Annotated in this window: 32 protein-coding genes and 3 pseudogenes; 16 read left to right on the forward strand and 19 right to left on the reverse strand. The window is 59.1% G+C overall.

From position 1 onward, the window contains the following. The first annotated feature begins 296 nt into the window (after positions 1-296). A complete protein-coding gene (locus ACZYOF_RS31635; protein WP_463718211.1) occupies positions 297-509 on the forward strand; it encodes a hypothetical protein in 213 nt (70 codons plus the stop codon). Here the strand turns inward: ACZYOF_RS31635 and ACZYOF_RS31640 are convergent. Further along, on the reverse strand, positions 474-1,313 hold the full coding sequence (locus tag ACZYOF_RS31640; protein ID WP_463718212.1) for a type I restriction enzyme HsdR N-terminal domain-containing protein: 840 nt from the start codon (positions 1,311-1,313) through the stop codon (positions 474-476). The two genes, ACZYOF_RS31635 and ACZYOF_RS31640, sit on opposite strands and share 36 nt — an antisense overlap. Positions 1,314-1,669: 356 nt before the next feature. Here ACZYOF_RS31640 and ACZYOF_RS31645 point away from each other — a divergent pair, with 356 nt between their 5' ends. Together ACZYOF_RS31645 and ACZYOF_RS31650 are read left to right on the forward strand one after the other, a co-directional pair. Then, a complete protein-coding gene (locus ACZYOF_RS31645; RefSeq protein ID WP_463718213.1) occupies positions 1,670-1,912 on the forward strand; it encodes a hypothetical protein in 243 nt (80 codons plus the stop codon). A 334-nt stretch (positions 1,913-2,246) separates the two neighbouring features. Continuing rightward, entirely contained in the window at positions 2,247-2,900 is a 654-nt protein-coding gene (locus tag ACZYOF_RS31650; RefSeq protein ID WP_463718241.1) for an SOS response-associated peptidase, read from the forward strand. A 156-nt stretch (positions 2,901-3,056) separates the two neighbouring features. Here ACZYOF_RS31650 and ACZYOF_RS31655 read toward each other — a convergent pair whose 3' ends face one another. Continuing rightward, positions 3,057-3,317, reverse strand: coding sequence for a hypothetical protein (locus tag ACZYOF_RS31655; RefSeq protein ID WP_463718214.1), 261 nt, complete (start codon positions 3,315-3,317; stop codon positions 3,057-3,059). A 231-nt stretch (positions 3,318-3,548) separates the two neighbouring features. Here ACZYOF_RS31655 and ACZYOF_RS31660 point away from each other — a divergent pair. The 3 genes and pseudogenes from ACZYOF_RS31660 to ACZYOF_RS31670 form a co-directional block, all read left to right on the forward strand. After that, positions 3,549-3,754 (forward strand): annotated as a pseudogene (locus ACZYOF_RS31660) (hypothetical protein); the annotation flags it as partial. A gap of 319 nt (positions 3,755-4,073) precedes the next feature. Then, entirely contained in the window at positions 4,074-4,298 is a 225-nt protein-coding gene (locus tag ACZYOF_RS31665) for a DUF2321 domain-containing protein (RefSeq protein WP_463718242.1), read from the forward strand. A gap of 9 nt (positions 4,299-4,307) precedes the next feature. Further along, positions 4,308-4,548 (forward strand): annotated as a pseudogene (locus ACZYOF_RS31670) (SOS response-associated peptidase); the annotation flags it as partial. A 697-nt stretch (positions 4,549-5,245) separates the two neighbouring features. Here ACZYOF_RS31670 and ACZYOF_RS31675 read toward each other — a convergent pair. From ACZYOF_RS31675 to ACZYOF_RS31705, 7 genes are all read right to left on the reverse strand, one after another. Next, positions 5,246-5,464 (reverse strand): hypothetical protein, encoded by a 219-nt coding sequence (locus ACZYOF_RS31675; protein WP_463718215.1) that lies wholly within the window; start codon positions 5,462-5,464, stop codon positions 5,246-5,248. A 2-nt stretch (positions 5,465-5,466) separates the two neighbouring features. Continuing rightward, positions 5,467-5,709, reverse strand: a complete 243-nt coding sequence (locus tag ACZYOF_RS31680) for a hypothetical protein (RefSeq protein ID WP_463718216.1) — start codon at positions 5,707-5,709, stop codon at positions 5,467-5,469. Next, positions 5,706-6,878: a retroviral-like aspartic protease family protein gene (locus tag ACZYOF_RS31685; RefSeq protein WP_463718217.1), complete on the reverse strand. Its 1,173-nt coding sequence runs from the start codon at positions 6,876-6,878 to the stop codon at positions 5,706-5,708. Before ACZYOF_RS31685 ends, ACZYOF_RS31680 begins: the two co-directional genes overlap by 4 nt. Before the next feature lie 35 nt (positions 6,879-6,913). Then, a complete protein-coding gene (locus ACZYOF_RS31690; protein WP_463718218.1) occupies positions 6,914-7,081 on the reverse strand; it encodes a hypothetical protein in 168 nt (55 codons plus the stop codon). Further along, positions 7,081-7,428, reverse strand: coding sequence for a hypothetical protein (locus ACZYOF_RS31695; RefSeq protein ID WP_463718219.1), 348 nt, complete (start codon positions 7,426-7,428; stop codon positions 7,081-7,083). The genes ACZYOF_RS31690 and ACZYOF_RS31695 overlap by 1 nt, the downstream gene beginning before the upstream one ends. An 89-nt stretch (positions 7,429-7,517) precedes the next feature. Then, entirely contained in the window at positions 7,518-7,715 is a 198-nt protein-coding gene (locus ACZYOF_RS31700; RefSeq protein ID WP_463718220.1) for a helix-turn-helix domain-containing protein, read from the reverse strand. Positions 7,716-8,383: 668 nt separating this feature from the next. Then, on the reverse strand, positions 8,384-9,316 hold the full coding sequence (locus tag ACZYOF_RS31705; protein ID WP_463718221.1) for an AraC family transcriptional regulator: 933 nt from the start codon (positions 9,314-9,316) through the stop codon (positions 8,384-8,386). 79 nt (positions 9,317-9,395) lie between these two features. Here ACZYOF_RS31705 and ACZYOF_RS31710 point away from each other — a divergent pair, with 79 nt between their 5' ends. From ACZYOF_RS31710 to ACZYOF_RS31725, 4 genes are all read left to right on the forward strand, one after another. Further along, positions 9,396-9,599 carry a hypothetical protein gene (locus ACZYOF_RS31710; RefSeq protein WP_463718222.1) on the forward strand — a complete coding sequence of 68 codons (204 nt, stop codon included), beginning with the start codon at positions 9,396-9,398 and terminating at the stop codon, positions 9,597-9,599. A gap of 52 nt (positions 9,600-9,651) precedes the next feature. Further along, a complete protein-coding gene (locus ACZYOF_RS31715; protein ID WP_463718223.1) occupies positions 9,652-10,632 on the forward strand; it encodes a hypothetical protein in 981 nt (326 codons plus the stop codon). Positions 10,633-10,634: 2 nt separating this feature from the next. Beyond that, complete coding sequence (locus ACZYOF_RS31720; RefSeq protein ID WP_463718224.1) at positions 10,635-10,871, forward strand: hypothetical protein; 237 nt, start codon at positions 10,635-10,637, stop codon at positions 10,869-10,871. A 162-nt stretch (positions 10,872-11,033) separates the two neighbouring features. Beyond that, positions 11,034-11,372, forward strand: a complete 339-nt coding sequence (locus ACZYOF_RS31725) for a hypothetical protein (RefSeq protein ID WP_463718225.1) — start codon at positions 11,034-11,036, stop codon at positions 11,370-11,372. Positions 11,373-11,380: 8 nt separating this feature from the next. Here the strand turns inward: ACZYOF_RS31725 and ACZYOF_RS31730 are convergent, their stop codons facing one another. Both ACZYOF_RS31730 and ACZYOF_RS31735 read right to left on the reverse strand, forming a co-directional pair. Continuing rightward, a complete protein-coding gene (locus ACZYOF_RS31730; protein WP_463718226.1) occupies positions 11,381-11,575 on the reverse strand; it encodes a hypothetical protein in 195 nt (64 codons plus the stop codon). Between the two features lie 39 nt (positions 11,576-11,614). Next, positions 11,615-11,848, reverse strand: coding sequence for a hypothetical protein (locus tag ACZYOF_RS31735; RefSeq protein ID WP_463718227.1), 234 nt, complete (start codon positions 11,846-11,848; stop codon positions 11,615-11,617). A 395-nt stretch (positions 11,849-12,243) separates the two neighbouring features. Here ACZYOF_RS31735 and ACZYOF_RS31740 point away from each other — a divergent pair, with 395 nt between their 5' ends. After that, positions 12,244-12,462 (forward strand): hypothetical protein, encoded by a 219-nt coding sequence (locus ACZYOF_RS31740; RefSeq protein WP_463718228.1) that lies wholly within the window; start codon positions 12,244-12,246, stop codon positions 12,460-12,462. Here ACZYOF_RS31740 and ACZYOF_RS31745 read toward each other — a convergent pair. The 4 genes and pseudogenes from ACZYOF_RS31745 to ACZYOF_RS31760 form a co-directional block, all read right to left on the reverse strand. Beyond that, positions 12,434-13,414 carry a DUF2971 domain-containing protein gene (locus tag ACZYOF_RS31745; RefSeq protein ID WP_463718229.1) on the reverse strand — a complete coding sequence of 327 codons (981 nt, stop codon included), beginning with the start codon at positions 13,412-13,414 and terminating at the stop codon, positions 12,434-12,436. The genes ACZYOF_RS31740 and ACZYOF_RS31745 overlap by 29 nt on opposite strands. Before the next feature lie 141 nt (positions 13,415-13,555). Continuing rightward, positions 13,556-13,747 carry a hypothetical protein gene (locus tag ACZYOF_RS31750; RefSeq protein ID WP_463718230.1) on the reverse strand — a complete coding sequence of 64 codons (192 nt, stop codon included), beginning with the start codon at positions 13,745-13,747 and terminating at the stop codon, positions 13,556-13,558. A 102-nt stretch (positions 13,748-13,849) separates the two neighbouring features. Then, positions 13,850-14,265: pseudogene (locus ACZYOF_RS31755) on the reverse strand (hypothetical protein). A gap of 639 nt (positions 14,266-14,904) precedes the next feature. Further along, the gene (locus ACZYOF_RS31760) at positions 14,905-15,045 is read right to left on the reverse strand and encodes a hypothetical protein (RefSeq protein WP_463718231.1); all 141 of its coding nucleotides are present in this window, start codon (positions 15,043-15,045) and stop codon (positions 14,905-14,907) included. Positions 15,046-15,307: 262 nt separating this feature from the next. Here ACZYOF_RS31760 and ACZYOF_RS31765 point away from each other — a divergent pair, with 262 nt between their 5' ends. Further along, positions 15,308-15,487, forward strand: coding sequence for a hypothetical protein (locus tag ACZYOF_RS31765; RefSeq protein ID WP_463718232.1), 180 nt, complete (start codon positions 15,308-15,310; stop codon positions 15,485-15,487). Positions 15,488-16,039: 552 nt separating this feature from the next. Here ACZYOF_RS31765 and ACZYOF_RS31770 read toward each other — a convergent pair. Next, positions 16,040-16,492 carry a phage terminase small subunit P27 family gene (locus ACZYOF_RS31770; protein WP_463718233.1) on the reverse strand — a complete coding sequence of 151 codons (453 nt, stop codon included), beginning with the start codon at positions 16,490-16,492 and terminating at the stop codon, positions 16,040-16,042. A gap of 360 nt (positions 16,493-16,852) precedes the next feature. Between ACZYOF_RS31770 and ACZYOF_RS31775 the strand changes: the two genes are divergently transcribed. Next, positions 16,853-18,427 (forward strand): tetratricopeptide repeat protein, encoded by a 1,575-nt coding sequence (locus tag ACZYOF_RS31775; protein WP_463718234.1) that lies wholly within the window; start codon positions 16,853-16,855, stop codon positions 18,425-18,427. 67 nt (positions 18,428-18,494) lie between these two features. Beyond that, entirely contained in the window at positions 18,495-19,070 is a 576-nt protein-coding gene (locus tag ACZYOF_RS31780; protein ID WP_463718235.1) for a tetratricopeptide repeat protein, read from the forward strand. 231 nt (positions 19,071-19,301) lie between these two features. Here ACZYOF_RS31780 and ACZYOF_RS31785 read toward each other — a convergent pair whose 3' ends face one another. Further along, entirely contained in the window at positions 19,302-19,475 is a 174-nt protein-coding gene (locus tag ACZYOF_RS31785) for an SDR family oxidoreductase (RefSeq protein ID WP_463718236.1), read from the reverse strand. Positions 19,476-19,626: 151 nt separating this feature from the next. Here ACZYOF_RS31785 and ACZYOF_RS31790 point away from each other — a divergent pair, with 151 nt between their 5' ends. Together ACZYOF_RS31790 and ACZYOF_RS31795 are read left to right on the forward strand one after the other, a co-directional pair. Continuing rightward, the gene (locus ACZYOF_RS31790; RefSeq protein WP_463718237.1) at positions 19,627-20,826 is read left to right on the forward strand and encodes an oxalate decarboxylase family bicupin; all 1,200 of its coding nucleotides are present in this window, start codon (positions 19,627-19,629) and stop codon (positions 20,824-20,826) included. 568 nt (positions 20,827-21,394) lie between these two features. After that, complete coding sequence (locus ACZYOF_RS31795) at positions 21,395-21,793, forward strand: DUF1330 domain-containing protein (RefSeq protein ID WP_463718238.1); 399 nt, start codon at positions 21,395-21,397, stop codon at positions 21,791-21,793. Between the two features lie 299 nt (positions 21,794-22,092). Here ACZYOF_RS31795 and ACZYOF_RS31800 read toward each other — a convergent pair whose 3' ends face one another. Together ACZYOF_RS31800 and ACZYOF_RS31805 are read right to left on the reverse strand one after the other, a co-directional pair. Further along, positions 22,093-22,503: a hypothetical protein gene (locus ACZYOF_RS31800; RefSeq protein ID WP_463718239.1), complete on the reverse strand. Its 411-nt coding sequence runs from the start codon at positions 22,501-22,503 to the stop codon at positions 22,093-22,095. A 397-nt stretch (positions 22,504-22,900) separates the two neighbouring features. Beyond that, positions 22,901-23,179 carry a hypothetical protein gene (locus tag ACZYOF_RS31805; RefSeq protein WP_463718240.1) on the reverse strand — a complete coding sequence of 93 codons (279 nt, stop codon included), beginning with the start codon at positions 23,177-23,179 and terminating at the stop codon, positions 22,901-22,903. Positions 23,180-23,785: the final 606 nt, after the last annotated feature.

Genomic DNA, 23,785 nt, shown 5'->3' on the forward strand with positions numbered 1-23,785 from the left:
TTGGAGGATGGACCGCCTACTATGGAAAGCCTGGTCCAAAGGTGATGCGCCTGGGCCTCGAAGCCTTCCGTCGCATCAAATACGGCACCACTTTGAGGCTCAAAAATGTGTGAATCGGATAGCCGGTCACCGGGGAGAGCACGAAGTAAGCCGTAAACCACTGCGCAGGGAATGTATCGACCTAAAAACCACATATAAATCAATGCGATGGGGCGGATGTGTCGACATTTGTGTCGCGATCCGATGGAGCCATAATTTGCTGTGCAAAATTCTGCGATACACCGGGTGATGAGCCCATGATCAAGATCCTGCTGCTACTGCTGACGCCGGCGATGATGACCGGCGCAGCGTCGGCGCAACAGCGGATTGACTCGTGCCGCAAGGCCATCGGCCGCTTTTTCGAACCCAACAGTCACAATACGACGACGGTCTACGATGCCGCCGGGCGGAACGTCGGCAGACCACGAACCTTGCTAAGTGGTAACGACTGCCCAAGGGAGAGAAGATGAAGCATCCTCAACGGGCGCCACAATGGGAGCGTCATCGACCGGTTTGGCGGCGGAGGACTTCTTCCGGGTAGCGGCTCGTTGGAGCCGCCTGATATTCTGAAGAGCCGCCTTCGCTTCGTCTCCATCCACAAGATCACGCTTCAGAACTTCTTCGCGCAATAGCGATCTCAGATAGTCAACTTCAACTTTTACTCCGGAACTCATTCGACGAATTTCACGTCGCAAGACTTCCAAGATAAAATCGGTCTGTAAGACCGCTGCCACAGTGAACTTGTTAGTCACCTGCTTGTGGAGCAGAAATTCGGCCATAGAGCCTTTTGAGAAACCCTCGCGGCTCAGATTACCGAAGCACTCAAGAACCTCTGGGCTTCTGGCGCTCGTCCCGATCGCATCCAACTCGCAAACAAGAATCTTTTCGATAGGCTGGCCGAAGTGGACTTTGTAGACCCGCCATTGGGCACCGTTTGTCAGAACGACCCACTCAATGCCTTCATTGGCAGCATAATCAATCGCCTGTTTGACATGAACATCCTTGAGTTCAATGCCTATGGCCTTTACTTCGATTAGGAACCTGATTTCTTCATCAACCTTCACAGCCAAATCCACGTATGTACCGCGGATCGCGTACTGGCTGGTGATATGAAGATATTTGTCATAGCCACAAATATCGAAGAGCATATCGTTGATGACGGTAACAGTGTCAGCTTCGCTGACATCACGTTTTTGCAAGCTAGCCAGAATGCTCTGATATTTTTTCAGCTGCGTTGTGATGCGCGTCGACACTTTTGCTGATAGTTTGGCCATGCTTGCCCCAAAAAAAATCGTGTGAAGGCGATCCCTTACCCACGTCCGCTATAATAGCAGCGAGCGTCGCGCGTTGTGATTACGCGTCAAACAGTTGTTCTGGGCAAACGTTAATTCTGGATGAAATGCCTGCCCCGTAAGACTACGGCTCGATTTACCTAGTTGATCGGCTCCGCTCGTGATCGCCCTACCTTGAGCGAAGCCGGCATTGATAAGAATCTCGCCAAAGAAGGCCGCAAGCTCGGAGCGCTATCGGACCGCGAATCGGCCTCCATCTTATGCCCAGTCCCGCGGGAAAATGAATTGCGTGTAACACTTTTCAAGACTGGCGAAGATTTCTTCCATTTGATGCAACGGTGCTCGCTCTTCTCACGGTCCTAGTCTCCGTACTTGTGACGGGGGCGCCCTCATTTTTTTCATGGTTTGAAGGAGGGCTCACTGATTTGCACGTGGTGTATGACCGTGACGATCAGGCTGGAGGTGTCATTCTGACAGCGTACAACGGTGGAAACATTCCAGCCCACATCAAAAAAAAATCAGCCTTACTGTTCCGCTTAAAAACGCGAAAGGTCAAACAACCTTTGATGGCCATGCAGTGAACAGAGGCGAGCAAAGCCGACCCGATAAAGACAAGCAGGACGACGAGGATTATTTTTTACCACCTAACACCCACAAATTCATCAAGATTACGTTTGATTTGATCACCGTTCCCGCTGGCCTCGCAAAAGATGATTTCGATGGCGAGTGTACATTTCACTTTGAGGCAAACGCCTTCTACCCACACAGCACTCGAAGGCGGGAAAATGCAATAAAGGCGCCGCCGGACCAAAAAATTCCCTGTACCAACCTTAGTGTCGTGGGTGCTCGCCACTAGGCAGAAATACGAGGTAAGTCGCACATACGCATCGATCTTTATCGCCGTCCCAATGTGCAATCTATTCAGTCACCACCAACCAAGAAGCGATCCTGCGCCTGTTCCGGGTGATGAACAGATACGTCGGTAACCTCGCCCCGATGCCCGGCGTGTTTCCGGATTATCCCGCGCCGGTGATCCGCAACACCGGGGCCGGCTCGCAGATGACGCTGATGCGGTGGGGCATGCCGCCACCGCCACGCACGCCCGGCCCGCCGGTCACCAACATCCGCAACACGTCGTCGCCGCACTGGCGCCTGTGGCTGAAGCCGGAGAACCGGTGTTTGGTCCCGGCGAATAGCTTCGCCGAGTACGCACTGGAGCCGAACCCGGAGACCAAGAAAAAGGATGTCGTCTGGTTCGCGCTCAATGAAGACCGGCCGCTGTTCGCATTCGCTGGCATCTGGACAGAGTTCAAAGGCGACCGTGGCACCAAGTCCAAGCCGATACCGGGACCACATCTCGTCTACCGTTTTCTGACGACCGCGCCGAATGCTGTGGTCGCGCCGATCCATCCGAAGGCCATGCCGGTGATCCTGACCACCAATGAAGAGCGCGAGGTTTGGATGCGCGCACCGTGGGATGAGGCGAAGGCGTTGCAGCGGCCGTTGCCGGACCATCTGCTCAGGATCGTCATGCGCGGAGCTGAGAAGGAGGATCGGATAGCTGCGTAATACCCGGCAAACTACGGGGCCTCCCTCAAAAAGTGCAGAATGTCCTATCTACAGCTTGCGCGCCGTCCGAGCCTCCGGTTGAATAGCAGTTATGCGGGCTGGGGCCGTCATAGTACTTCTGGGCCTTACGGCTCTCGGAGCCTACGCCGTGGGTCGTCAGGACGTGCCCGCGAGCAGGTCCTCTGCCTCCATTGTCCCAGTCGCACCGTCCGAATTTGCGAAGCCAATGGCCTTGACCGCCACGACCGTCGACGCTCCGGCCCCCGCCACTCCGACAAGACCAACGACGCAGGCGACAAGCCCATCCGAAACTGCATCGCCGGCGAAGAGCGCTCCGACCGCCAAACCTGCGCAGCCGGACACAAGGAAAAAAATCGAGGCCGCGCTGACCGCCGCGGCCATCGCAGCGATCATCATAAAGGCCAGCCGAGACCAATACCACGCCACCGGAAGGCCTTGCGCCTGCCCGGATGACACGATGCGGAACGGTAGGTCGTGCGGTGGACGAAGCGCGTACTCGCGACCTGGCGGAGCGGCTCCGCTCTGTTATCCAAGTGACGTGACGGCTGAAATGATTGAGTCCTATAAACGGCGAACTGCATCACGTTGAGGAGGACAAATCCGGTTGGCATACGAAGACGGTGGGAGGGCTGCAACACGCATCAGATCGTGGCCCTTGACATCGTGCGGCGACCGAAGACGACGCCGGTCCATGAGACGGAGCGCTTCATGCACTGCAAGCTGTGCTCGGAGCAGCGCGGCTATCCCTACAAGCGCAGCCATCTGATGGCGCTGCGGCCGAACAAGATCACGGCGAGCGACCTGCCATCGCACTGTGGCCGGGGGAGCGGTGAGCAATTCGTTCTACAGCCAAAGCCATACCGATATCGAAAGGCGTCAACGATGGCACTGAGCGACGCATGCGCTGAATTTCTAATCATAACAACAAGAGCGGCTGAGGAACTAGCGGATTTTGTTCACTACTACTCTGCACCAGATTATCCGATTTCCTACGGCTCTGAAATTGACGCGCTTCGGCGTGCATGTCTAGCAATCAAGCAGTCGCCATATGATCCCGAAGCATTTGCGAACCTGTTTCGCTTGGCCGCCTCAGTTATGATGTTTCTCGACGCGCCTCCCGATACGGAGCATAGCGTCCGCCGGCAAGCCGAAATGAAACGGCTGATCAAACTGCTGGAGGAGCCTCTAGACGAAGCCGAAAAGGCTGCACTGCCCGCAGTTGTTCAGAATGTGATGGTTGAAACAAAGCTCACTCCACTTGCCGCAGAACGTCTCAAAGCTATGTTGTCGAAGGTTGGGAAGTCGACTTATGACATTGCAATCAAGATCATCAGCGATATCGGATCAGCAACAGTGAAGAAAATGCTGGGCCTCTGACGCTCTCCAATGTGCAATCTCTACAGCATCACCACGAACCAAGCCGCCATTGCCGGCCTGTTCCGCGTAATTAACCGCTATGTCGGCAATCTTGCACCGATGCCAGGTGTGTTTCCCGACTATCCCGCGCCGGTCATTCGCAACACGGGCACAGGCACGGAGATGACGGCCATGCGCTGGGGCATGCCGCCGCCACCGCGCACCGGCGGCCCGCCTGTGACTAACATCGGCCGCGTCGCCGCACTGGCGCGGCTGACAGCCCCAACGATTGGCGACATCCGCATGGGCCTACAGACCACGGGGGACCTGCCGGGACCGCGCGACCGCCCGCCTTCACCACAATTCGAGTTTTGATTTTTCGGGTTTCGTTTGCAACGAGCTGATCGATGGCGTCTTGAAAGCCTTGGGCGTGCTGCGCTCAGGATCGATCACGTCGCCTTAGCCAATAGTCTATCCGTGGTCGTCCGGAATTGAGCCCAAGGCGCCCAGCGTGGTTTTAGGGGTTTCCCTTGGCGGGGGCTTTGCGTTGCCGTCTAGCGGATTTGTTTGCGTTTTAGAAAATGGGGGTTCGGCCGTTCAGCGGCCGGACCTCTTTTTCCTGGTCTTCCTTCGATGGCTAGGGGTTGGAATGATCGAGCAAAAAGGACCGTGAAACGCTGGCGCGCGCCCTCCAAGAGGCATTCGGCGGCGTTCTGGCCGTGGCGGCGTTGGCGCGTCTGAGCGTCCGGTGCTCGCGCCGGCGTGCAGGTCCGGCGTAGTCGATTTCCTGGATCGCGAGCGGCTAGTCTAATTGACCACATCCGCCTGCCAGCGGTTCGAGAACCAAAAGATGTTGACGAGGCGCGGTCCCGGCGACATCTCGAGCAGGCCGAGATGGTCGAGCAGATTCAGCGATGGCGACACAGTGCGACGTGAAGTCGACGTAGGACACGCTCGCGCTGCTACCGTCACAGCTTGTGCTTCGCCCGCATCGCAGCGGCGAACGCCTTGCCCTCATTCACCCAGGTATCGAGCGGCAGGTCGTTGAGCGCTTTCACCATCACGCGCTTGGTAGCGAACAGCTTGTCGTTGTCGAACTCGAAATACCAATAGCCCTTGCCTTTGTGCCGGTACAGCTTCAGGGAGGGGTCGCCGATCAGGTGGACGACGGTCGCTGCGTTGAACATCGTTAGTTCGGCTTGCTCCGATAGCTTCGTTCGATGACCCGGCCGCCCGCGTCATAGGTGGTCGTGGCGTTGCCACGGGTCGATGAGCGCCCGGAGACGCGCCCGCCGGCATCGTAATAGGTGGTCGACCCTTGGCTATCGGTGGAGGAACGTCCGATGACCCGGCCGGCGCCATCGTAGTAAGCGCGCGGCCGCGCCAGCGCGGCGGTCGGTAACAGCAGTATCAATAGGACGACCTTGATCACCGGGAAGCCTCCATCCTGGGATCGAACACCAGCTCTCCATTGCGAGTGTCAATCCTGAATGGAGCAATCGCGTTGATCACAGGGAAGGCTATGATCGGCGGACCCTCGGACACGCTGGCCGGAAGGTTATGCAGCACATGGCCGCCGATCATGACATCCTCGATGTTGATGGTCTGTTGCTTGATCTCTCGACCGTCGGCCATCCTGAACATCGCTGGCCTTCCCCAGCTACCCTGCCGCTCCCTGACGATCTTGGCGGCAAGATCACTGCTCACCTGCATCATCGTCGCTCCGGTATCCAGCAACATGCGAATCGGATTGCCTCCGACTAGCACGTCGATGGCAACGGCCTTTCCATCCCCTAAGGGATGGATCGGCACGCTGTCCTTTGCCGCCCGTTTGGGAGCAGGAGAAGGGCTGACCTGGACCGGCGGAAGCTCCTCCGTGCGAGAGGGAGGAACAACCTGGCTGGAGGGCTGAGGTATGTCCTCTTCTTCAAAGTGGCAGCTGGCCTTGGAGTGCATATCGAGTGCCTTGCCCCTGCCTTTGGTCGTGTCGTAAATCCACTCGAAGTAGTAAGGCTTGTTGGATTTATTGAACTTGATCTCTCCGATCATTACCTTGGCGCCGTTGCGACGCAGGGTTCCAGCCCACTGCGTCTTGTTGCGGTCGGTCATATCGGTGATCACATACTGCTCCGACCTCGAGACGTAGCCACCCTTGAGGAAGTAGTGGGTGACTTGCCAGCGATGGGTCTGCGGAATGTAAGAGACCTCGACCTTGATCACAGGATTGGGGTCGCCGCTTTCATCTCCGTACAGGACCACCGGAGCATCGCAGGTCATGTAGTTGGTCTCGTCTCCATCGGCATAGTCAGGACTGATCGGCTGGTTCTGCCAGCGCGGCGGCTCGCCCTCCTGGACAGGCATCAGCCCAGCCCTGGAGACCCAGCCGACGGCGCCGTTCCAATTGATCTTGCACCAATCGGCACCGCGGATGCCGTCCTGCCTGGCCACGCAATATGGCGCACCGGGCCAAGTGACAGTGCCGCCTGCCGGGATAGACCCGACCAAGGCATAGTTGGCGCCCGGGCCGCTTCTGACGTTCATCTTCCCACCGCTTACATCATACGGGACTTGCAGGCTTGCTGCGTGTGCGGCCGTGATCATGGACGCAGCCACAGCGAAGGTAGTGGCTATTCGTTTCATAGTTTCATCTCTTTCATTGCTTGCTTAGTGATGCGGGATTGCATCGTACTGCCCTCTCGCATCGGTCTCTTGAGCCTGGCTGACTGCAAACACCGTTCGAGTTCGGCCAGCATCTTCTCGAGCACGTCGATGCGCGCCCGCAGTCGTTCGGCTTCGGTGCGCATCACTTGGTGGCCTTGAAGCCGACCAAGGCATGGCCGTCCTGATTATGAAACCGGAAAACTCCCTCGTTGGTCGACCGGTTGGTGACCAGCACGATGCGACAGCGCAGTTCGTCCGACTTGCGCGATGTCTCGGTCGCGCTCTTGATGTAGAGCAGACGCAATCCGAAGGCGGTGCCCGCGGGGCTTTGCTCGACCAGCTCGTTCATTTCGTCTTGAATGGCGCCCTTGTCGCAGGTCCATTCATCCTTGTTGCTGTAGTCCGGCAGATCTGCCGCATGGGCATTGCCGATCAGCAGCGTGGCGGCGATCGTGGTGGCGATCGTGAAGCGTGTGGCGGCGATAGTCATTTTCGATTTCTCCGTTTGCTTGTGTTCGGGGTCTTTCCCCGCGACCCCGAGCCCGCTGGCCTTGCGGCGCCGGGCGTGAGTCCGTCAGATCAGATCGCCTTGAGATCCTTGGCGGTGAGGCCGATTCGGATGGCTAGGCGAAGGAGCTTCGCGACCGGATCGGCGACGGGTGAGATTCCGTTCGCGTATCGTTGCGACTGGCGGTGCGACAGGCCGAGGTGTTCAGCCGACGCGACGATTGAGAGACCGAGTTTGTTGAGCGCGGCGCGGTATTCCGCGGCAGTCATCTCCGCCTAGGGGTTTTTGTGGTGGCGCGCCTTGGCAGGCCGGGCGCGGAGGATGTCGCGTTCGGCCTTCAGTATGGCGATTTCGTCGCGCAGGATGATCTTGATCATGGTCGTGACGCCTGTGATTTCGGAATATCGATGGGCGGTATATGTCACGCTGTCCGACCCGGCGGCTTGTCGAACCGCGCCAAAAATTTGTGACCCGCAGCCAACTGCGAGGCCCGCTGACAGCAAATCAGCGATGAGCCTGCTAATACTTAGAGCCAGCTCCTGGCGCACGAGCCAGTCGGCAAGGTCATTGCCGTTGACGGCGCAGGAGGCGACCGTGCGCCCGCATCGATCGATTGTTTATCTGAGTGCATGACACTGGCCGACTACCGATGAATGCCGCCCGTTCGTTAGCCGCCTTGGCGCCGCATCGATATGGCAGGCTGTCCTCGCCCCGGCAAAGCTTGCTGCTCTCCGGCGCGTCGATACCCCAGAGGCCGACGCGGGAGCCGTGGATTTCTAACGTGTCGCCGTCAATGATGCTCGCCCGGCCGATGAGATCAGCTTGGGCATCCGCAGCGGTCACCGCGAACAAAACTGCGATTCCAATTGTCCATCTCATGCCGCCGTTTAGAGCCAGAGCACCCGTCTCTCAGCAGCCCCTCTATACAACAACCGAATCAGCCGGGAACCCGAAACTCCCGGGGCGACTTGCCAGTCCATCGTCGGCAGGCGTGACTGAAGGAACTCGCCTCCTCGAAACCGAGAAGCCACGCTATCCGCGAGATCGGCATGCCATCTTCCTCCAAATAACGGATGGCCAAACTCGCCTTGAGCTGCTGCAGGATCACATTAAATGTCACGCCCTCTTCGGCGAGCCTGCGTGTCAACGTCCGCTCGCTCATTCCAAGCTTCTTGGCGACAACGCTCGCCTTTGCCTGGCCGTGCGGAAGCAATGGGGAGATTGCATTCTCGACCGCAGTGCGCAACTTGCCGGTGTTGCTCTTGCGAGAACTCAGGCTCTCTTCGCAGGTTTTGAGCAGGATTTTGTTCAGCCGCGCGTCGGCGCCGACCAGCGTCCACTCCGCCGAACCAACTGGGAAATCGATCTCGTCGACATCGCTGCCAAATTCGAGATCTTTCCCGAGAGAGCCGGCAAACTTGGCGATGCCTCTCGACCGAACGTGACTGATGGATACACGTTTAGGAAAGAACCGACGACCACTCAACACGCGAGACGCTCGAACCATTGCGATGATGCAAAATTCGATCTGCTGATAATCAGCATGGCGTGGAATCCCCGAATAGACTAGGCGCAGCTTGGGTTCGCGCGCCTCTTGATACTGAAGCACGATCGCTTCATTGGTGATACGGCTGTAGCGCGCGGCACGCTTCAACGCATCTCCGAGCGTGTCGGAGGATGCCATAACGTAATACAGCAATCCGAGATCCCGAAGATCAAACTCGTTGCCAAGATTAACGCCAAGAAAGTCGTCCTTGAGTGCTTCGGCTGCGGCTTGAAGAAAAGCGACTTGGTTGGAGGCACCGATACGTCGCTCCGGGTCGTCGATCTGTTCGATGGTCAGTCCCTCGCGCAACAGCAGCGGCTCCAACTTGATACCCGCTCTGCGCACGCGATCGGCTGCGAGTCGCGACAATCCTCCTTGCACCGTCGGCAGGTCGGACAGTAGCTTGATCGATCGCCCTGTGGTGGTTCGCGACATAAATTCGCAACCAAGACTTTGGCAGAAAATAACAAAAGAGTTCCTTGGCGGCAACCTAAATGCGGCGATCGTGATGCACGGCGCGAAGTGGCCGATCCTGTTGAACGCCGCGCTGATCGGATTCTTCCGCGGCCTGATCTGGCTGTGCCCGCGCTCGTCGGGAACTTCCTAAACGTGGAGCGGGAAAGATTGCATCCCTGGCGAATTCCGTTGGTGCTATTACTTTGATCGGTGTCGCACTGAGGGAGGCATCGATGTCTGGCAAATCGCGATACGGCAGCTTCGGGAGCGTTAACAGACATGACGCGACCAACATCGCGACCGAGAAATCCATCCGCGCAGCGGCAAACACCGCGGCCGCCAGTGACGTAGCCGTTCAGGCCTCGTGGGCGCAGTACGTTCAGAACCTTGTAAGCGAGCAGATCGCAGAGATCAGTGACGGCGTCATTGAGGGATTGCGCGAGGGCATCAACGAACAGGTCGGTCGCCTTCGACGCGAGTCGGATTGCAATTCAGCGAAATTGGAACGGGCGCTGGCCGATATCCGCGCGGCCAAGGCGGAAATGCGGGAAGCGATCCGAACCGAGCTTCGCGCCGAAATGCGCGCTGAGATCGCAGAGCGGACGGCGCTGATCAAACAGCCGGCCGACGGCATACCGGGTCCGCGCGGTGAAAAGGGTGAGCCCGGTTCGCTGCCGATGATGGAGCCGTACATTGCAGGCCGCATCTACTATCGCGGCAACGTGGTGGCCGATCAGACCGGAAGCTATCAGGCCAAGCGCGACACCGCGAAAGCGCCCTGGCCGGAGAGCGAAGACTGGACCTGCCTGGCGCGATCCGGCGCAGATGGCAAGGATGGTTGTACAATCCGGTCTCGCGGCACCTATGATCCGAACGGGAAGGACTACCGCCGTCTCGACGTGGTCATGCTCAATGGGTCCACTTTTGTAGCGTTAAGTGACGATCCCGGCCCATGCCCCGGCGAAAACTGGCAGCTGTTCGCTTCCGCGGGCAAGCGTGGCCAACAAGGCCAGAAGGGTGAGCGCGGTGAGCGCGGCCCCACAGGTCCGCTCGCGGTTGCGCCTCGCATCGCCAGCACGGAAATCGACGCCGATTATAACTTGATCATCCTATACACGGACAACTCTTGCGACACCATTCCGCTTCGCCCGGCCTTCGAGCAATTCCAGATGGAGACCGGGTGAGCATGAAGCACGATACAATCGAGCCTTTCCACCGCGATGACCTGAAGCGCGCCAGAGAACTAACTTATCTCCGCGCATCCACGGAGGCTTACTTCCTGCTCGGCATCAAGGGCTGGAAGTTCGACCGCGAGACATTTCGCTTGACGCCGGTCCTACTCGACGGCAGCGACGGGCCGGTCGCGGAATTGCGCGAGATGTACGCGCACTTTCTCAGGGAGCACGCGCGCAAAGGCGGTTAAGGTACACCCGGGAGCGAGATGTTGCTGCGCCAGCACGGCGCGTCCGCCCGGCGCTGGTATGGTGGCGGGCCGTGCCCTCACTGGATCAAGGTCAAGAACCCGAAGCATCCGGCCTATCGACGGGTGCAGGATCAGTTTTGATGGTCGCGTGGAGTATTGCGTATGCGTATCTCGCCCTCGATCGTGCCGCCGTCTGACGACAATGACATCTATCTGGTGCTGGACGAATTCGGCCACCGGCTGGGCCGGGCCTGGCGGGAGACCGACGAAGAGGACACCGACCGCGCCACGTTGCTGCGCCATCTGATGGAGGGCCAGTACAGCAACCCGGTTCGCATCGTCAGCTTCAACACCGCCGAAGGCTGGTCGCGCGATGCTTCAGAAGAGATCGCCACCGAGCTGAGCCAGCGCTGCGCCGAGCGCGGCGAGATCCCGCCGAAGCTGGAGGACTTTCTCGAGCGGGGTGGACACCGCGTCGATATCCAGCTTTCGCTGTTATAAAGAAGGGTTCAACTAACCCTACTCGCGGACAGGGGCCAGCTTCCGCGCACGAGCCGGACCCGCTCGATGCGCCCGCATTCCTCGCAGCGATATTGAATGAGGTCCTTGCCGTCGTCGCCCGGGCTGCTCCGCTCAAGCCGCATCGTCTTCTTGCAGATGATGCAGGAGATCAGTGCGAGCAGCGGGTTGCGATCGTCATTCACGGCTTTCTCTCGACCCAGTCTGAAAGCACGAGCTGCCGTTCATAGCGACTGCGGTGTTTGCGGCTGTGATGTTTTGCATCGCCACCGCGCCGAACGACCTTTGCCTTCGCGCGCGACGACGCCGGCTTTTTCCAGCCTCCACAGACTTATGAGAAGCGAAGAGGTTTTGCCGGGCAGCGTTTCTTGAACGGACACGTCATGGCCGAGTTTCAGCATTTCCCGGACCATGGCTTCTGCTGTCATCGGCCCGTGCTCGGCTAGGATTTTGCGCATCACTATCAGCCGCGTGCTACTCAATTCATCCTCGCGGGGTTTGACCGCCCCGGCACCGAAGGTGTCACCGGATCTGCGCCGGGGCGTCGCGTCCTCACGGCTGACCCGAGGGAGGCAGGGGGAGTCAGCGCGAGAGATCGCCCACCGAGGCAGGCACATTCGACGCCGCGCGTCTGCGCACTATGTAACCGAAGGCCTCAAAAATTCGAGCTGTCACGGCACAAACTGCACTGACGTCCGCTCTGCGGTTGTGCTTTGCTGATCGTGCGACCTCTCGCTGATCACCCCCAGCCCCCTATACCCCCGGTCGGCGGAGAGGGAGCGCGCCCCGGCGTCGATCCGCCCAATGATCGCGCCGGGGCGGCTAACTTATCGCCAGAGGGGAGGCCAGCGTCATGCAGGACCGTCTGTTTACCGCGCTCGTCGTCATGGCCGGCATTCTCTCGACGTTCATGGCGGCGATTGCGGTTCTCTCAATTCAGGGACTTGCTGGCGGCTTCGATCGGCCACGCGCCGACCCGGTAAAAGGTCTGGCTGGCCGGATGCCACCCCGCACGATCAAGCGGCTTTTAGGGAAAGCCTTCCTCAAGTCCGGACCGGTATCTGCGAGGTAACGATCCGCTTGGCCGCATCCACAACCCCTGCGTCCGTGAGCGTCGAAACGAACGCCTCGTACATTGCAAAAGGATACTGGGTCGGTCCGATAATAATTCGGTCGAGCAATTCGTTCGGGTCTAAGCCGGTCAGCCCAACCTCTGCATTACTTTTCAGCGGTAGTCTGAAAATTCGCTGCGGCACCCCTGCCACGGATTCAATCGACGGTCGCAAGTGCTCGTCTGTATGACGAGCGGGGGCATGAACGAGACGCCATTCCCTTTCTTCGTGAAATCCTTCGTGCTTTAAGCACACCATCGCGCTCGTCAGCATTATCTGGACGGTCGCAAGCAGCCACGGTCGGCCGATGCTCTGCAGAAACTGCTGGTTGTCGCGGATGTTGGCAACCACCCCATCCAGCTCGCCCGCGAATTCCTGATCGGTGAAGTACGCCACCGGACTCAACTCTGCGCCAAGCGTCGCGTTTTTCCCGAGCGCCAAATCCAGCTTAATCACCATTGCAACGCGGGCCGTCGAGTTGCCGAAAGCACGCCACATCGACAGTCGGCCGTGTGTGTCCTCGCGGTCGTCGTGTTCAGATATCGATGCGATATAAGTCAAAAGCTGATTGGCCCTCAGCGCCTGATCGAACTGGGCGATTGCCTCCTCAGCGATCCCTGGAGAACACCCGTTTAGGGCTGCCGAGAATGCATCTCGATTCGCCTCGTCACCGAAATATCGGCGCAGCACATCGTAGCCATGGTGCACTTCGCGGTAATCCGACATGCAAACCGTGTTTCGCATCCAAAGACATCGGTGGCGGATGATGTTGAGCGCGTTCTCGGCGGACGTGTAGTGAACGAACCGGCCTTTCCGGGCAATCATCTCCTTTCGTTTGCGATCGGCGTATGGAAACAGGATGCCGTTCAGTCTGCCGATCTTGTCCAGCTCTTCGGCTGTCAGTTGTGCCATTTCACGTCCTGCGCTTCTTTTACTTGAGCGCGGATTTATCCCGTGTTGCCTTGGAGTCAGCAAGCCCGAATGGTCGGACTTCACCGGTAAAACTAGGAAGTCTGTCCACTTGTGCACCGGAACGGCTCAGATTCTCGGTGATCATCCGCGCGCCCATTCCACGATCAGGACCACCATGATCAGCAGCACGAGACTGATCAGCCCACGCGCGACCATGCGCAATTGCAACTGGACACCCAATTCCAGTCCCTGCCGGGCGGCCGGGCTGAAGGCCAAAAGCACGGTCAGGATGCCAGTCACGATCATTGCCACGCCAAATAACTCGATGGTCATTGCCCCTCCGGTTCGGTGGCCGCCAGCGCTGAGTTGCTGGCAGTCTCGAACAGCCGCTTACTTTCAGCTCAATCTCAAAACTGATCCTGCATCTTCTGTTCGTTAGCGATCCTCCTCGCTCGGGTGCACCCATTTATAAGGTGCTCGGTGAGTTTAATCATGTGCACGGGCGGCGCGGTGTGGCCCTTGCGGCAGTGGCGGCACTTCAGCGAGGCTTCCAGTTTCCAGATCGGGGTGTCGCGCGGGCGGCGGATGCAATCCAGCGGGATAGACGCGCGGGTCTTGCAGCGGTTGCACTCGACCTCCAGCCAGGTCAGCCCGCCCTTGAGGCATTGCCCGATGGTCGGCGACGGCTGCGCCGGCCCGCCATAGCCTTCCATGCGAACGGACCATGCCTCGGCCTCGGCGCGGTCGGCGGCCTTGATCGCCTTGGTCGCCTCCTCGCGGGCGTGTTTGGCGCGGATGGCAGCGCCCATGATCTGGCCGCCCCAAATGACCTCGCGTGACTTCGTGCCCATGCCGCGATTACAGCGAGTCACGACCTCCGATTCAATCCACTAGGACTAGCGTCGGTTGGTTGGTCGAGCCCAAGGCCTCGGTCAATAGTTAGTGCTGTTGCTGCGCGACCAAAAAAGAGAGCCCCCGGCTTCCAGTGGGGGCTCCGCAAGGTCTCGTCTCGTCTTCAAGTAGGCGCCAAATGTGAAAAGGGGCATCTCCACATTGAGCGTGAGCAGTGTGTCATGCCGAGCTGTGAGATCAATAACCTGGGTTGTGGGGCTGGTGATCGCCTTCGCCATGTTGTGGCGGGTAGTGCCCCGGCGGGGCGGCTCTTAACCTAGGTGGTAGATCGTGCCGGTTGGCAATGGCACCCTTACGCGCGCTGGTGGAGACAGTCCGCTAGGCGCGTTAACTTGCAAATGGACCAGATGAATTCGAAAAATTCGGAAGGTGCCATTCAGATGCTGGTTTGGGCCATTGAGGAAATTGCGAAGACCGGCAACAAAAAGGCCGAGCACCACGCGCGTCTGGCATTGAAGCACCTTCGGCCATCAGACGACGAACGCACAATATCTTAATCAAGCTGCTTGACGCGGTGCGTTGCTGGTCGCGTTCGCGTCAACCGCTTCGCGTCCCTCGCCCTCGATATGGCCTACGCGCTATCGCCAGAACACAGCAAACGCTGCCATCATGGCCGCCGCCACACAGGCGAGACCGACAATATAGGGCATGTCGCGTTTCTCGCGCGGCGTCATGATCACTTCCTCTCGTTGTTTTAACCCGAACCAGCGCTTGCTCATTCATTCCCGTCGGCCAGAGCGTGCTGCCCCGACGCGACTGGAGCGACGCGCCGGGGCTGCGCTTCCTCTTCCGGCCGACCACCGGGCTGAGGGTCGAGACAATCGGCCGAGAGGTTGCCGCGAGCCAAGCGCAGTCTGGGGCGGGAAGTCTGTGCACTTGTGCACCCACGGCATTCGATTTCGCGCGCGGAACGGGGCCGCGCCGCTCGCCTAGAAAGCGCCGCTTTTCGGGAAAAGGTGGTAATCTTTCTAGGGCGGCAGGATGAAGCACTACAGCGTTTATGTGATCGGAGCGGATGGAGCGATTTCCATGCGCCTCGATCTTCATTGTGCGAATGATGACGATGCAAAGAAACGAGCGCTGCTAATCGCATTTCAACATCAGACGGTCGAGCTGTGGCAAGGAGCGCGAATGATCGTGGAGTTCAAGCGACCGCATTAAAAGAAAGCCCCCGGAAGAGGGACATCTCTTCGGGGGCAGCTGCAAACAGTCTTCACGAGCAGTAAGGGGCGCTGAAAGAGAAACGGAAATATCTCGACCAGGGTGGCATGCCGACTGGTGAGATCAATAACTTAAGTTATGAGAGCCGCTTGAGTTTGTTGTCGCTTGCTCACGGTTTCCATCGGCCGCGCGCCGACGATCATGTGTGCCGAAACGGTTTGCTTCTGAACGCACCATATTCAAGCCTTTCCTCGAACTTCGGCGGCATGTCGTCGAGCATGCGGGAACGCCCGTCCTTGCAGCTAGACATCCGCTGGTTCGTTACTGGCCATGGCGATCGGGAATTTCTGGTCGAATGCTGGAAGAGCAGTGTTAGCCGAAACGACAGTGGATGTTGAGGTCGCAAGGCTCCGCCCGAGAGCTATCTCTTGACGGTGATCATGGAGGCAGCTGCGAGGGCGCTGCCGTCAATCTCCGTCCGCTCTTCGAGCAGTCCAGGTGCGAGCGCGATGGATAAGCCCAGCGAGCCCGGCAGCTCGATCCCCGACAGTTTCAGCCGAGCAGTCCATCGAATTTCGACGGCGGTGGCGGCGGCGTAATGCCGCTAAGCCGTAGCCGCCCGGACGGCGTCAAGCCGAACTGAGCGCCGATGCGCTGCATATCGTTCATCGCTTGGCTCGCGATGCGCAGCAGCGGGTTCGTGACCTGACTGCCAGCGCTGCCCGTGATCGTCAGCGCATGGCCACGCTCATCCTGCTCCGCCATCCGCTGGATCGCCTCCTCGGCCTGTCTGAACTGGGCGGCGGCGGTGCAGTACGCGGCAAGCGGGCCGACGTCGAGGATGGTAAGTAAACCGAGTCGAAACAATTCCGGCGCCAGCTGATGCCACGTTTCCCTTGCGTAGCCGTTCAGATGCTCGGGCGGCGGAGGGCATTCGTCGGCGCGCGCAGGCTCCGGCGGAACGCGGACGGGGCGCTTCGAACGGTTACCCTTGAGCAGGCGCAAATGCGGACCTTGAGGCGGCGGACCGGACATAAAATTCCTCCGTGAATTCGTGATGACGGACAGACTACCACGGTTAGCGTCGCGCGGAGATCGCAATCAGGCCGAGCCGAGTCCGCTTATGAGGTCACAGCGGACGTCGCTGCTCGCTTCAAATGATTTCCGATTCTGACCCAAAGGCGACATAGACGCGGCGGTGCCGCGCGCCATGTTGCGAGGGCCATTCCAAGGGCAGAATTGCTGTCCCAATTTTTCAATGGGCCGTCGGCGCTCAGCGGTATAGATTGTTTGTGCTTCGCGAACGCGCCTGCGGCGCAACCCAGCGCGGCATCGCGGCGACCAGCACCGGAGAGGAGAGCTGGGATGACTATGCGATCAGGCCGAAGCCTAATTGTCGCCGGATTGATCATCGCCGCCCTGAACGGCGGCGCCATCGCCCAGCCGGACGAGAAGCTCGGCAGGCTCACTTTCCCCACTTCCTGCGATCCGAGTGTGCAGGCCGAGTTCGAGCGCGGCGTGGCGATGATCCACTCGTACTGGTTCCTGATCGCGCGCCGCACATTCCAGAACGTGCTGCAACAGGATCCGAATTGCGCAATTGCCTATTGGGGCATCGCACTCGACCTGCTCAACAACACGCTCGCCGTGGTGCCGCCGCGGGCGGACGCGGAGGCCGCCTGGGTTGCCCTTGAGAAGGCGCGCGAGGTCGGTGCAAAGACCCAGCGCGAGCACGACTGGATCGAGGCATTGAGCGCGTACTATCGCGACCACGACAAGATTCCAGTCAACGTCCGCCTTGCAGCTTACAACACGGCCATGGAGCAACTGGCGCAGCGCTATCCGGATGATTACGAGGCGCAGGTCTTTTATGCGCTAACCCTGCAAGCCTCGGCGGACCCGGCCGACACGAGCTACGCGAACCAGCTCAAGTCCGTTGCAATCCTGGAAAAGCTATACGATCAGAACCCCGAGCACCCGGGAGTGACCCATTTCATTATCCACGCTTACGACTTTGCGCCACTCGCCCAGAAAGGCGTTTCTGCCGCGCGTCGCTATGCGGGCATCGCACCGGCCGTGCCGCACGCCCGGCATATGCCGTCGCACATTTACTCGATGGTCGGCTTGTGGGAGGAATCGATAGCATCGAATGCGTCGGCAATCGAGATACAGCCCGATTACTATCACGCGGCGGATTTCTCGGTCTACGCGCACCTGCAACTCGCGCAGGACGCCAAGGCGAAGGCGCTGACCGAGAAATCGCTCGCCACGGCGGACCGCGGCGACCGCCCGATCACGTTCGTCAACTTCACGGCCAAGAACGCCATGCCGGCACGGTACGTGCTCGAGCGCGCCGACTGGGCTGGCGCCGCGGCTCTTCCATTCAAGCCGAGCCAGTATCCCCAAGCCGATTCACTAACGCACTTCGCGCGCGGGCTCGGAATGGCGCGAACCGATGACCTTGCCGGCGCAAGGACGGAAATCGAGGCCATCAAGGCGCTTCGCGCCGCGCTGGAAAAGTCCAATCAATCATACTGGGCCGACCGTTCGGAAGAGCAGATGCTTGCCATTTCAGCCTGGATTGCGCTCAAGGAAGGAGCGCCCGAGCAAGCGGTAAAGTTCATGCGCGCGGCCGCCGACGGCGAGGACGGGAGCATCAAGCACGTCGCGATGGAGAACAGATTGTATCCGCTACGTGAGCTGCTCGCCGAGTTGCTCCTTGTGTCAGGCCAACCGGCTGCTGCGCTGAGCGAATACGAGACCGCGCTCAAGCAAACTCCCAACCGATACCGCGCGTTCTTGGGGTTGGCCCGGGCTTCAAACGCCGCGGGCGATCGGCAGAAGGCGTCCGAGTATTACGGCAAGCTCGTGGACCTGACCAAGAACGCCGATACCGAACGGCCGGAAATCCGTGAGGCGAAGGAATTCTTGAAGTCTTAACGAGACGCGCGCCGGTGAAGAGAACTGGTGGTCCCGTTGTCTGTCTGCCAAAGGCACAAACCCCAAGGTGGTACGCTGGATTGCATTATCTGCACTGTTTGGCGCCCTGGGCGGGGCGGGCGGTTTATACGCGACAAGCGATTCCCCATGGCGAAACTCTATCACGGCATGGCTTGGCGCGCCCGAACGCGTTGTCGATGCGAAGCTCACGCTGGAAAATTGGCCGATCTGCACCACTATGTCCGCGATGGGATCGGAGGCGGACTGGGCACAGCTCGATCCTGACTTCGCAGCCGGCAAGAGGGCGCTAGTCGCCGAAGATTGGAATGGAGCGATTGCGGCGCTCAGGCTCGCGGCGCTGCGCGATCCTCGCAATGCCGACATCCACAACTATATTGGGTACGCCTATCGCCGGCTGCGCCAATGGGGGCCCGCCATGCATTATTACCAACAGGCTCTGGTGCTCAATCGCCGGCACCGCAGCGCGCACGAGCACATCGGGGAGCTTTATCTGGCGCTTGGAGAGCCCGCCAGTGCCGAGCTGCAGCTTACGACCCTGGAAGAAATCTGTCTGATCCCCTGCACGGAGACCGAGGACCTCAAGCGTGCGCTTGCAGCCTATAAAGCGCTAGCGGCGCGCTAACCAGCACCGGCAGTTCATGCGTGGCCAACGCGTAGAATTTGTTTTGCGATGCATGAGTCCGAAAGTGGCCCGAATGCGAAGTCCGCGCGGGATCGGAAATCGTCTGCTTATCGGGGTAGATCGGAAGTGACTGGTCGACCTTCCAATCGGCGCTTTTGACCCGAACCGGACCAAGCTACTGAAAAAAAGGGCGGCCGATCTCCCAGCCGCCGCCATGTCGCATTGGGAATGTCAAAGCTGCGATATGCCGCCTTCGACGACCGGTTCCGATCCGGTCATGAAAGAGGAATCGTCGCTCGCAAGGAACAGCGCCGCCTTGCCGATTTCAACGGCCTCGCAGGACCCGATCCCCGACCCGGCATCGGTTGGGCAGATACTGCCTCTCGAAGGCGGCCCCAGCTCCACCCCAGGCGCGGAAATCGCGACCGTGCATTAAATCCGCGCGATTGGCACGATGCACGCTGTGGGCTTTGAACGACGGCGGGCATAGGAACTGGCATTCAATTCTTGCGTTGCGCCGTTGGGACTGAGGCACATCCAGAACGGGAGGCCGCCCATGTTAAATCCGACACGCAGAACCCTCCTCGCCGGTGCCGTCGCCCTTGGCGCAACGGCTACGTCAGCTCAAGAGCAACCGGTCGAAGGCAAGCGTGGTGCACCAATACTCGGTCCGCATAATGCAGCCCGGGAGGCGCAGAATCCCGATATCCTGCGGCCGCCCGAAACCGACAGCGGCGGAATTCCAAATTTGCATTTCGCTTTTGCCGATGCGCACGTCAAAATGCGCGAAGGCGGCTGGTCACGGGAAGTCACGCAACGCGAAATGCCAATTGCGACCACGATCGCGGGCGTGAATATGCGCCTAACCGCTGGAGGCGTGCGCGAACTGCATTGGCACAAGCCTGACGAATGGGCCTTCATGTTGGCCGGCAAGGCCAGAATTACCGCGATCGACAAGGACGGGCACAATTTCGTGGACGACGTCGGTCCAGGGGATCTCTGGTATTTTCCCAGTGGAATACCGCATTCTATCCAAGGCCTCTCACCGGAAGGTACCGAATTCTTGTTGGCCTTCACGGACGGTGGTTTCTCGGAGGATAGCACTTTCGCGATAACTGACATGTTCGCGCACTTCCCGCCGGAGGTTCTCGCCAAGAACTTCATGGTCGACAAGAAGGTCTTCGACGACATTCCGAAGCACGAGAAGTTCATCTTTCCAGCCGCGGAGCCACCCTCGCTGGAGCAAGACAGGATTCAGAGCCCCGCTGGGCCGCTTCCGCGGGATAGGAACATGAGTTTCCGCCTGATGCAGATGCAGCCCACCCAAGCACCCGGCGGTACTGTACGGATTGCCGATTCGAGCAATTTTCCTATTTCGACAAACCTTGCTGCAGCGCTGGTCGAAGTTCAGCCAGGCCACCTGCGCGAGATTCATTGGCACCCGAATGCCGACGAGTGGCAGTACTACATCTCCGGGAAGGCGCGCATGACCGTGTTCGCCGCACAAGGTGCTGCGCGCACCTTCGACTACCTTGCCGGCGATGTCGGCTACGTGCCATTGTCCATGCCGCATTATGTCGAGAACACCGGCAGTGATCCGCTCCGGTTCCTCGAACTGTTCCGCGCGCCCCATTTTGAGGACATTTCGCTCGCGCAATGGATGGCGCTCACGCCGCGTAATCTCGTCGCAGCGCACCTCAATCTTGGTCGCCAATTCCTGGACAACATCAACAAGAACAAGCAGCCAGTCGTGTAGGTATCGTGTCTGATCGGTTATTTGCTGCGGGCCGCCTTGGTCAAGCGGCCCGCTATATTTTCCGGGCGCTCAGCGAACTCTCATGGCGAATTTGGCTGTGGTCGGGCGTATCGCTGAAGCGCGTCGGGCTTGCAATACCGTCCTGCAAATTGACCCCACTTTGCGCATTTCCGGCATCACAAGTAGAACTCCATTTCGCTGGCGCGAAGATATCGAGAAATTGGGCAAGCTTATCGAATAGCTGGCGTGCCGGAACGACCGCTATTGGCCCAAATGCGAAGTGCCGGTTTGTCCGGCGCATGTCTGCAGTTGGGGGCTCAACGGACCTGTAGCGAACATCGCATTTCGGTAGAGATTGACCCCGAGCGGACATCGACCAGCGAGGCTCGATAGGTTGCGGATGCGCGCCTCTCATCGCTCACGCCGATTAGCCGTTCCGCACCGCCGCCAGCTTAGAGCTAGATGAACTTTCCGTTTGCCGCCGAGACTCACCTCAAGGGGGCAATGCGTGCCCTAATTGAAGGGAGACCATCGTTTTGATTTGAACACGCAAACAGGAGGGAATGTCATGAAATCCAGCTCCAAAATTGCGCTGGGATTGTTCGCTGGCGTTGCGCTCGGCGGTCTGGCAGTCGAAGCCCTTCATGCGCAGGCTAAGGCGCCCGTCTACTTCGTCGCAGAAATCGAAGTAACCAACCCCGACGCGTATGCCAAGGAGTACGCTCCAAAGGCTCAGGCCATCATTAAAGCAGCCGGCGGTCGCTTCTTGGCCATCGGGGGAGCGGCTGCCACCGGAAAGGTGACGGCATTTGACGGGGACCCGCCAAAACGCGTTGTGGTTCAGGTCTGGGATAGCATGGACAAAATCAAGGCGTGGCGTGCCAACCCGGAATACGTTGATCTCCGGAAAGTCGGTGAAAAATACGCGAAGTTCCGCTCCTTTGCAGTCGATGGCGTGCCAGAATAATTCCCTTCAACGAACATCTGCAAAGGCTGCCCTGATTGGCGGCCTTCTTTTTGCGCGGCACTTGGCGGCATTTCCGGATATGGACCCTAAACGGACTTGGCGCGTTTCTGTGACCCGCCCTTCCCTGGGCTGGCGTCCGGCCGCGAAAAGATGAAACTGTCCGCTCGAGTCACGGCTCTGAGCCTGGCTGAGGTCGTCCTCGCCAACCACGACAACAAGATGCGCGACCATGGATTGGTGACGTCGTGAAACTGTAGAGTACCCGGGTAGCCGCCAACTGAAGCGGCCTCCGCAGGTCCTTAGGCCATTAGGTCGGTGATCCGCATAATTGCGACCACATTGCTTACATTGGACGCTTGCTCTTTGGTGCCCTTGTTGCAGGTCCAGACGAAGTTCTTTTTGGCCGTGAACGTCTTCTCGTCCTGCTCGATCTGAAGCTCCCCTTCGGGGATATGGCAGACCATCGCATTGTCCATCGGGTGACTCGGGATCTTCGATCCCGGCTGCATGATGACGTCACGCATCGAGACAGCCTTGAAACCGGGAATGAGGGACGGTGTCTCACCACCGTAAGCGCGCACCACGACACCTGGCCACGGCGTGGTGGCATCCTTGTAGTCCGTCGTTTGCGCAGCCGCTGGCTTCACCATGGCCGCCGACGCAGCCGCCAATCCAAGCGCCACTGCTGACCTTCGATTTACTTTTTGCATTGACCTTCTCCTCACGGTAAGGCCCCACGGCCGCAAGGTTGCTCCGCTCGTGCAATAGAGTCCATGCGGCGCGATGACCAGCCCTGCGCTTTCCCGACACGACGTTCCGATCAGTGTTTCGACAGGAACTTGAATATGGCGGCGCGCGCGGCTGCTGGCGGCGACAGGACAACTCGCACCCCTTCCGGCGTGTTGTGAAGGTCCGCTGTTGGCCCTTCTGAGACATGCCGATCGCTATGATGAATGTCCGCATTCGAGGGCAAAGCGGAAAACATGAGCTTACTCTAAGTTCTTCTCGGTTTGACCGTTAGCGGACGTGCCGCGGCATTTTAAACTTGGTCAATTGACCCCTCATTCCACCGCACGTCGATGCGCGTCCATTGCTCGCGCTCGGCCTCTATTTCTTGGGAGGTGCTTGTCCAGTGGTGTGGTCTTCGACCTTACCTTCGCTCTTGAGCTTTGCGGCCCTGTCCTCGTTCTTCTTTGCAGAGTCTTCCTTATCGCGTGGAGTGGCGCACTCCGAGCCGGCCTTGAGGTCGCCCCTGACCTGAGCCTCATCGGCTGAGTTCTGCTGGGGTTTGTCCTGCTGGAGCTTGTCCTCGCATTGCTCGGCCGACGCGGTGGCGGCGAAGCAGCCCACGGTCAGCCCGAATGCGATCGCGATCAATCGATGCATGGACGTGCTCCTTGAATATTGGGCCCACTGTACGCCGCAGAAAGCTCTCGGGCCCGGCGTGGATTGAACTAAAAAAACTCCGGAAGGTTCCGGTTTAGCTGGTTGCCGTCTCTAATCGGCCTATGCTCCATCTTTTGGAATTACGAGTTCGTGCCGCAAGTGATCCGACACTACGTGCGAAGTGCCTTCAAGATGATCGGCGGTCAATTCCGTCGTGGCCCTAAGCGACGGTTCCGCGACGACCGCAATCCTTCAGCTCTCGGGGCCAAGCGGACATGCCTGCTGGGAAAATTTCTTCCAACCTGCGGCCGCTAACGTTCGAGCGCCGCCGCGCTGAGTGTGTGCAACCAGTGGTTGATTTTTACCCCGCCCCGCCCGCTAAGCGAACCCATGCTCTAAGGGGAAGTAGGTACCGGCCTGTTTCGCACCTAACTGTCCTAGTCCGATTTGAGTCGCTTTCCGAACAGGCCGGGGATAAGGTGATCTTCCCCCGAAAAAGTGGACGGGTTTAAGCAGCTTTTAGCTCCATCTCGATCGGCGCGACATATCCGATGGCGGAATGGAGCCTCGTTCGATTGTAGAAGCCTTCGATGAAGGCGAAGATGT

Source organism: Bradyrhizobium sp. LeoA1Lang (assembly GCF_055413685.1).

Excerpts from the sequence above, each read along its gene's own strand:
- ACZYOF_RS31700 (WP_463718220.1), bottom strand. The coding sequence starts at position 7,715 with ATGACTGCCGCGGAATACCGCGCCGCGCTCAACAAACTCGGTCTCTCA.
- ACZYOF_RS31640 (WP_463718212.1), bottom strand. The coding sequence starts at position 1,313 with ATGGCCAAACTATCAGCAAAAGTGTCGACGCGCATCACAACGCAGCTG.
- ACZYOF_RS31720 (WP_463718224.1), top strand. The coding sequence starts at position 10,635 with ATGAAGCACGATACAATCGAGCCTTTCCACCGCGATGACCTGAAGCGC.
- ACZYOF_RS31760 (WP_463718231.1), bottom strand. The coding sequence starts at position 15,045 with ATGAGCAAGCGCTGGTTCGGGTTAAAACAACGAGAGGAAGTGATCATG.
- ACZYOF_RS31685 (WP_463718217.1), bottom strand. The coding sequence starts at position 6,878 with ATGATCACGGCCGCACACGCAGCAAGCCTGCAAGTCCCGTATGATGTA.
- ACZYOF_RS31690 (WP_463718218.1), bottom strand. The coding sequence starts at position 7,081 with ATGCGCACCGAAGCCGAACGACTGCGGGCGCGCATCGACGTGCTCGAG.
- ACZYOF_RS31725 (WP_463718225.1), top strand. The coding sequence starts at position 11,034 with ATGCGTATCTCGCCCTCGATCGTGCCGCCGTCTGACGACAATGACATC.
- ACZYOF_RS31655 (WP_463718214.1), bottom strand. The coding sequence starts at position 3,317 with ATGATGATCGCTGCGATGGCCGCGGCGGTCAGCGCGGCCTCGATTTTT.
- ACZYOF_RS31775 (WP_463718234.1), top strand. The coding sequence starts at position 16,853 with ATGACTATGCGATCAGGCCGAAGCCTAATTGTCGCCGGATTGATCATC.
- ACZYOF_RS31800 (WP_463718239.1), bottom strand. The coding sequence starts at position 22,503 with ATGCAAAAAGTAAATCGAAGGTCAGCAGTGGCGCTTGGATTGGCGGCT.
- ACZYOF_RS31765 (WP_463718232.1), top strand. The coding sequence starts at position 15,308 with ATGAAGCACTACAGCGTTTATGTGATCGGAGCGGATGGAGCGATTTCC.
- ACZYOF_RS31795 (WP_463718238.1), top strand. The coding sequence starts at position 21,395 with ATGAAATCCAGCTCCAAAATTGCGCTGGGATTGTTCGCTGGCGTTGCG.
- ACZYOF_RS31695 (WP_463718219.1), bottom strand. The coding sequence starts at position 7,428 with ATGACTATCGCCGCCACACGCTTCACGATCGCCACCACGATCGCCGCC.
- ACZYOF_RS31635 (WP_463718211.1), top strand. The coding sequence starts at position 297 with ATGATCAAGATCCTGCTGCTACTGCTGACGCCGGCGATGATGACCGGC.
- ACZYOF_RS31745 (WP_463718229.1), bottom strand. The coding sequence starts at position 13,414 with ATGGCACAACTGACAGCCGAAGAGCTGGACAAGATCGGCAGACTGAAC.
- ACZYOF_RS31665 (WP_463718242.1), top strand. The coding sequence starts at position 4,074 with ATGAAACGGCTGATCAAACTGCTGGAGGAGCCTCTAGACGAAGCCGAA.
- ACZYOF_RS31790 (WP_463718237.1), top strand. The coding sequence starts at position 19,627 with ATGTTAAATCCGACACGCAGAACCCTCCTCGCCGGTGCCGTCGCCCTT.
- ACZYOF_RS31750 (WP_463718230.1), bottom strand. The coding sequence starts at position 13,747 with ATGACCATCGAGTTATTTGGCGTGGCAATGATCGTGACTGGCATCCTG.
- ACZYOF_RS31805 (WP_463718240.1), bottom strand. The coding sequence starts at position 23,179 with ATGCATCGATTGATCGCGATCGCATTCGGGCTGACCGTGGGCTGCTTC.
- ACZYOF_RS31735 (WP_463718227.1), bottom strand. The coding sequence starts at position 11,848 with ATGCGCAAAATCCTAGCCGAGCACGGGCCGATGACAGCAGAAGCCATG.
- ACZYOF_RS31740 (WP_463718228.1), top strand. The coding sequence starts at position 12,244 with ATGCAGGACCGTCTGTTTACCGCGCTCGTCGTCATGGCCGGCATTCTC.
- ACZYOF_RS31675 (WP_463718215.1), bottom strand. The coding sequence starts at position 5,464 with ATGTTCAACGCAGCGACCGTCGTCCACCTGATCGGCGACCCCTCCCTG.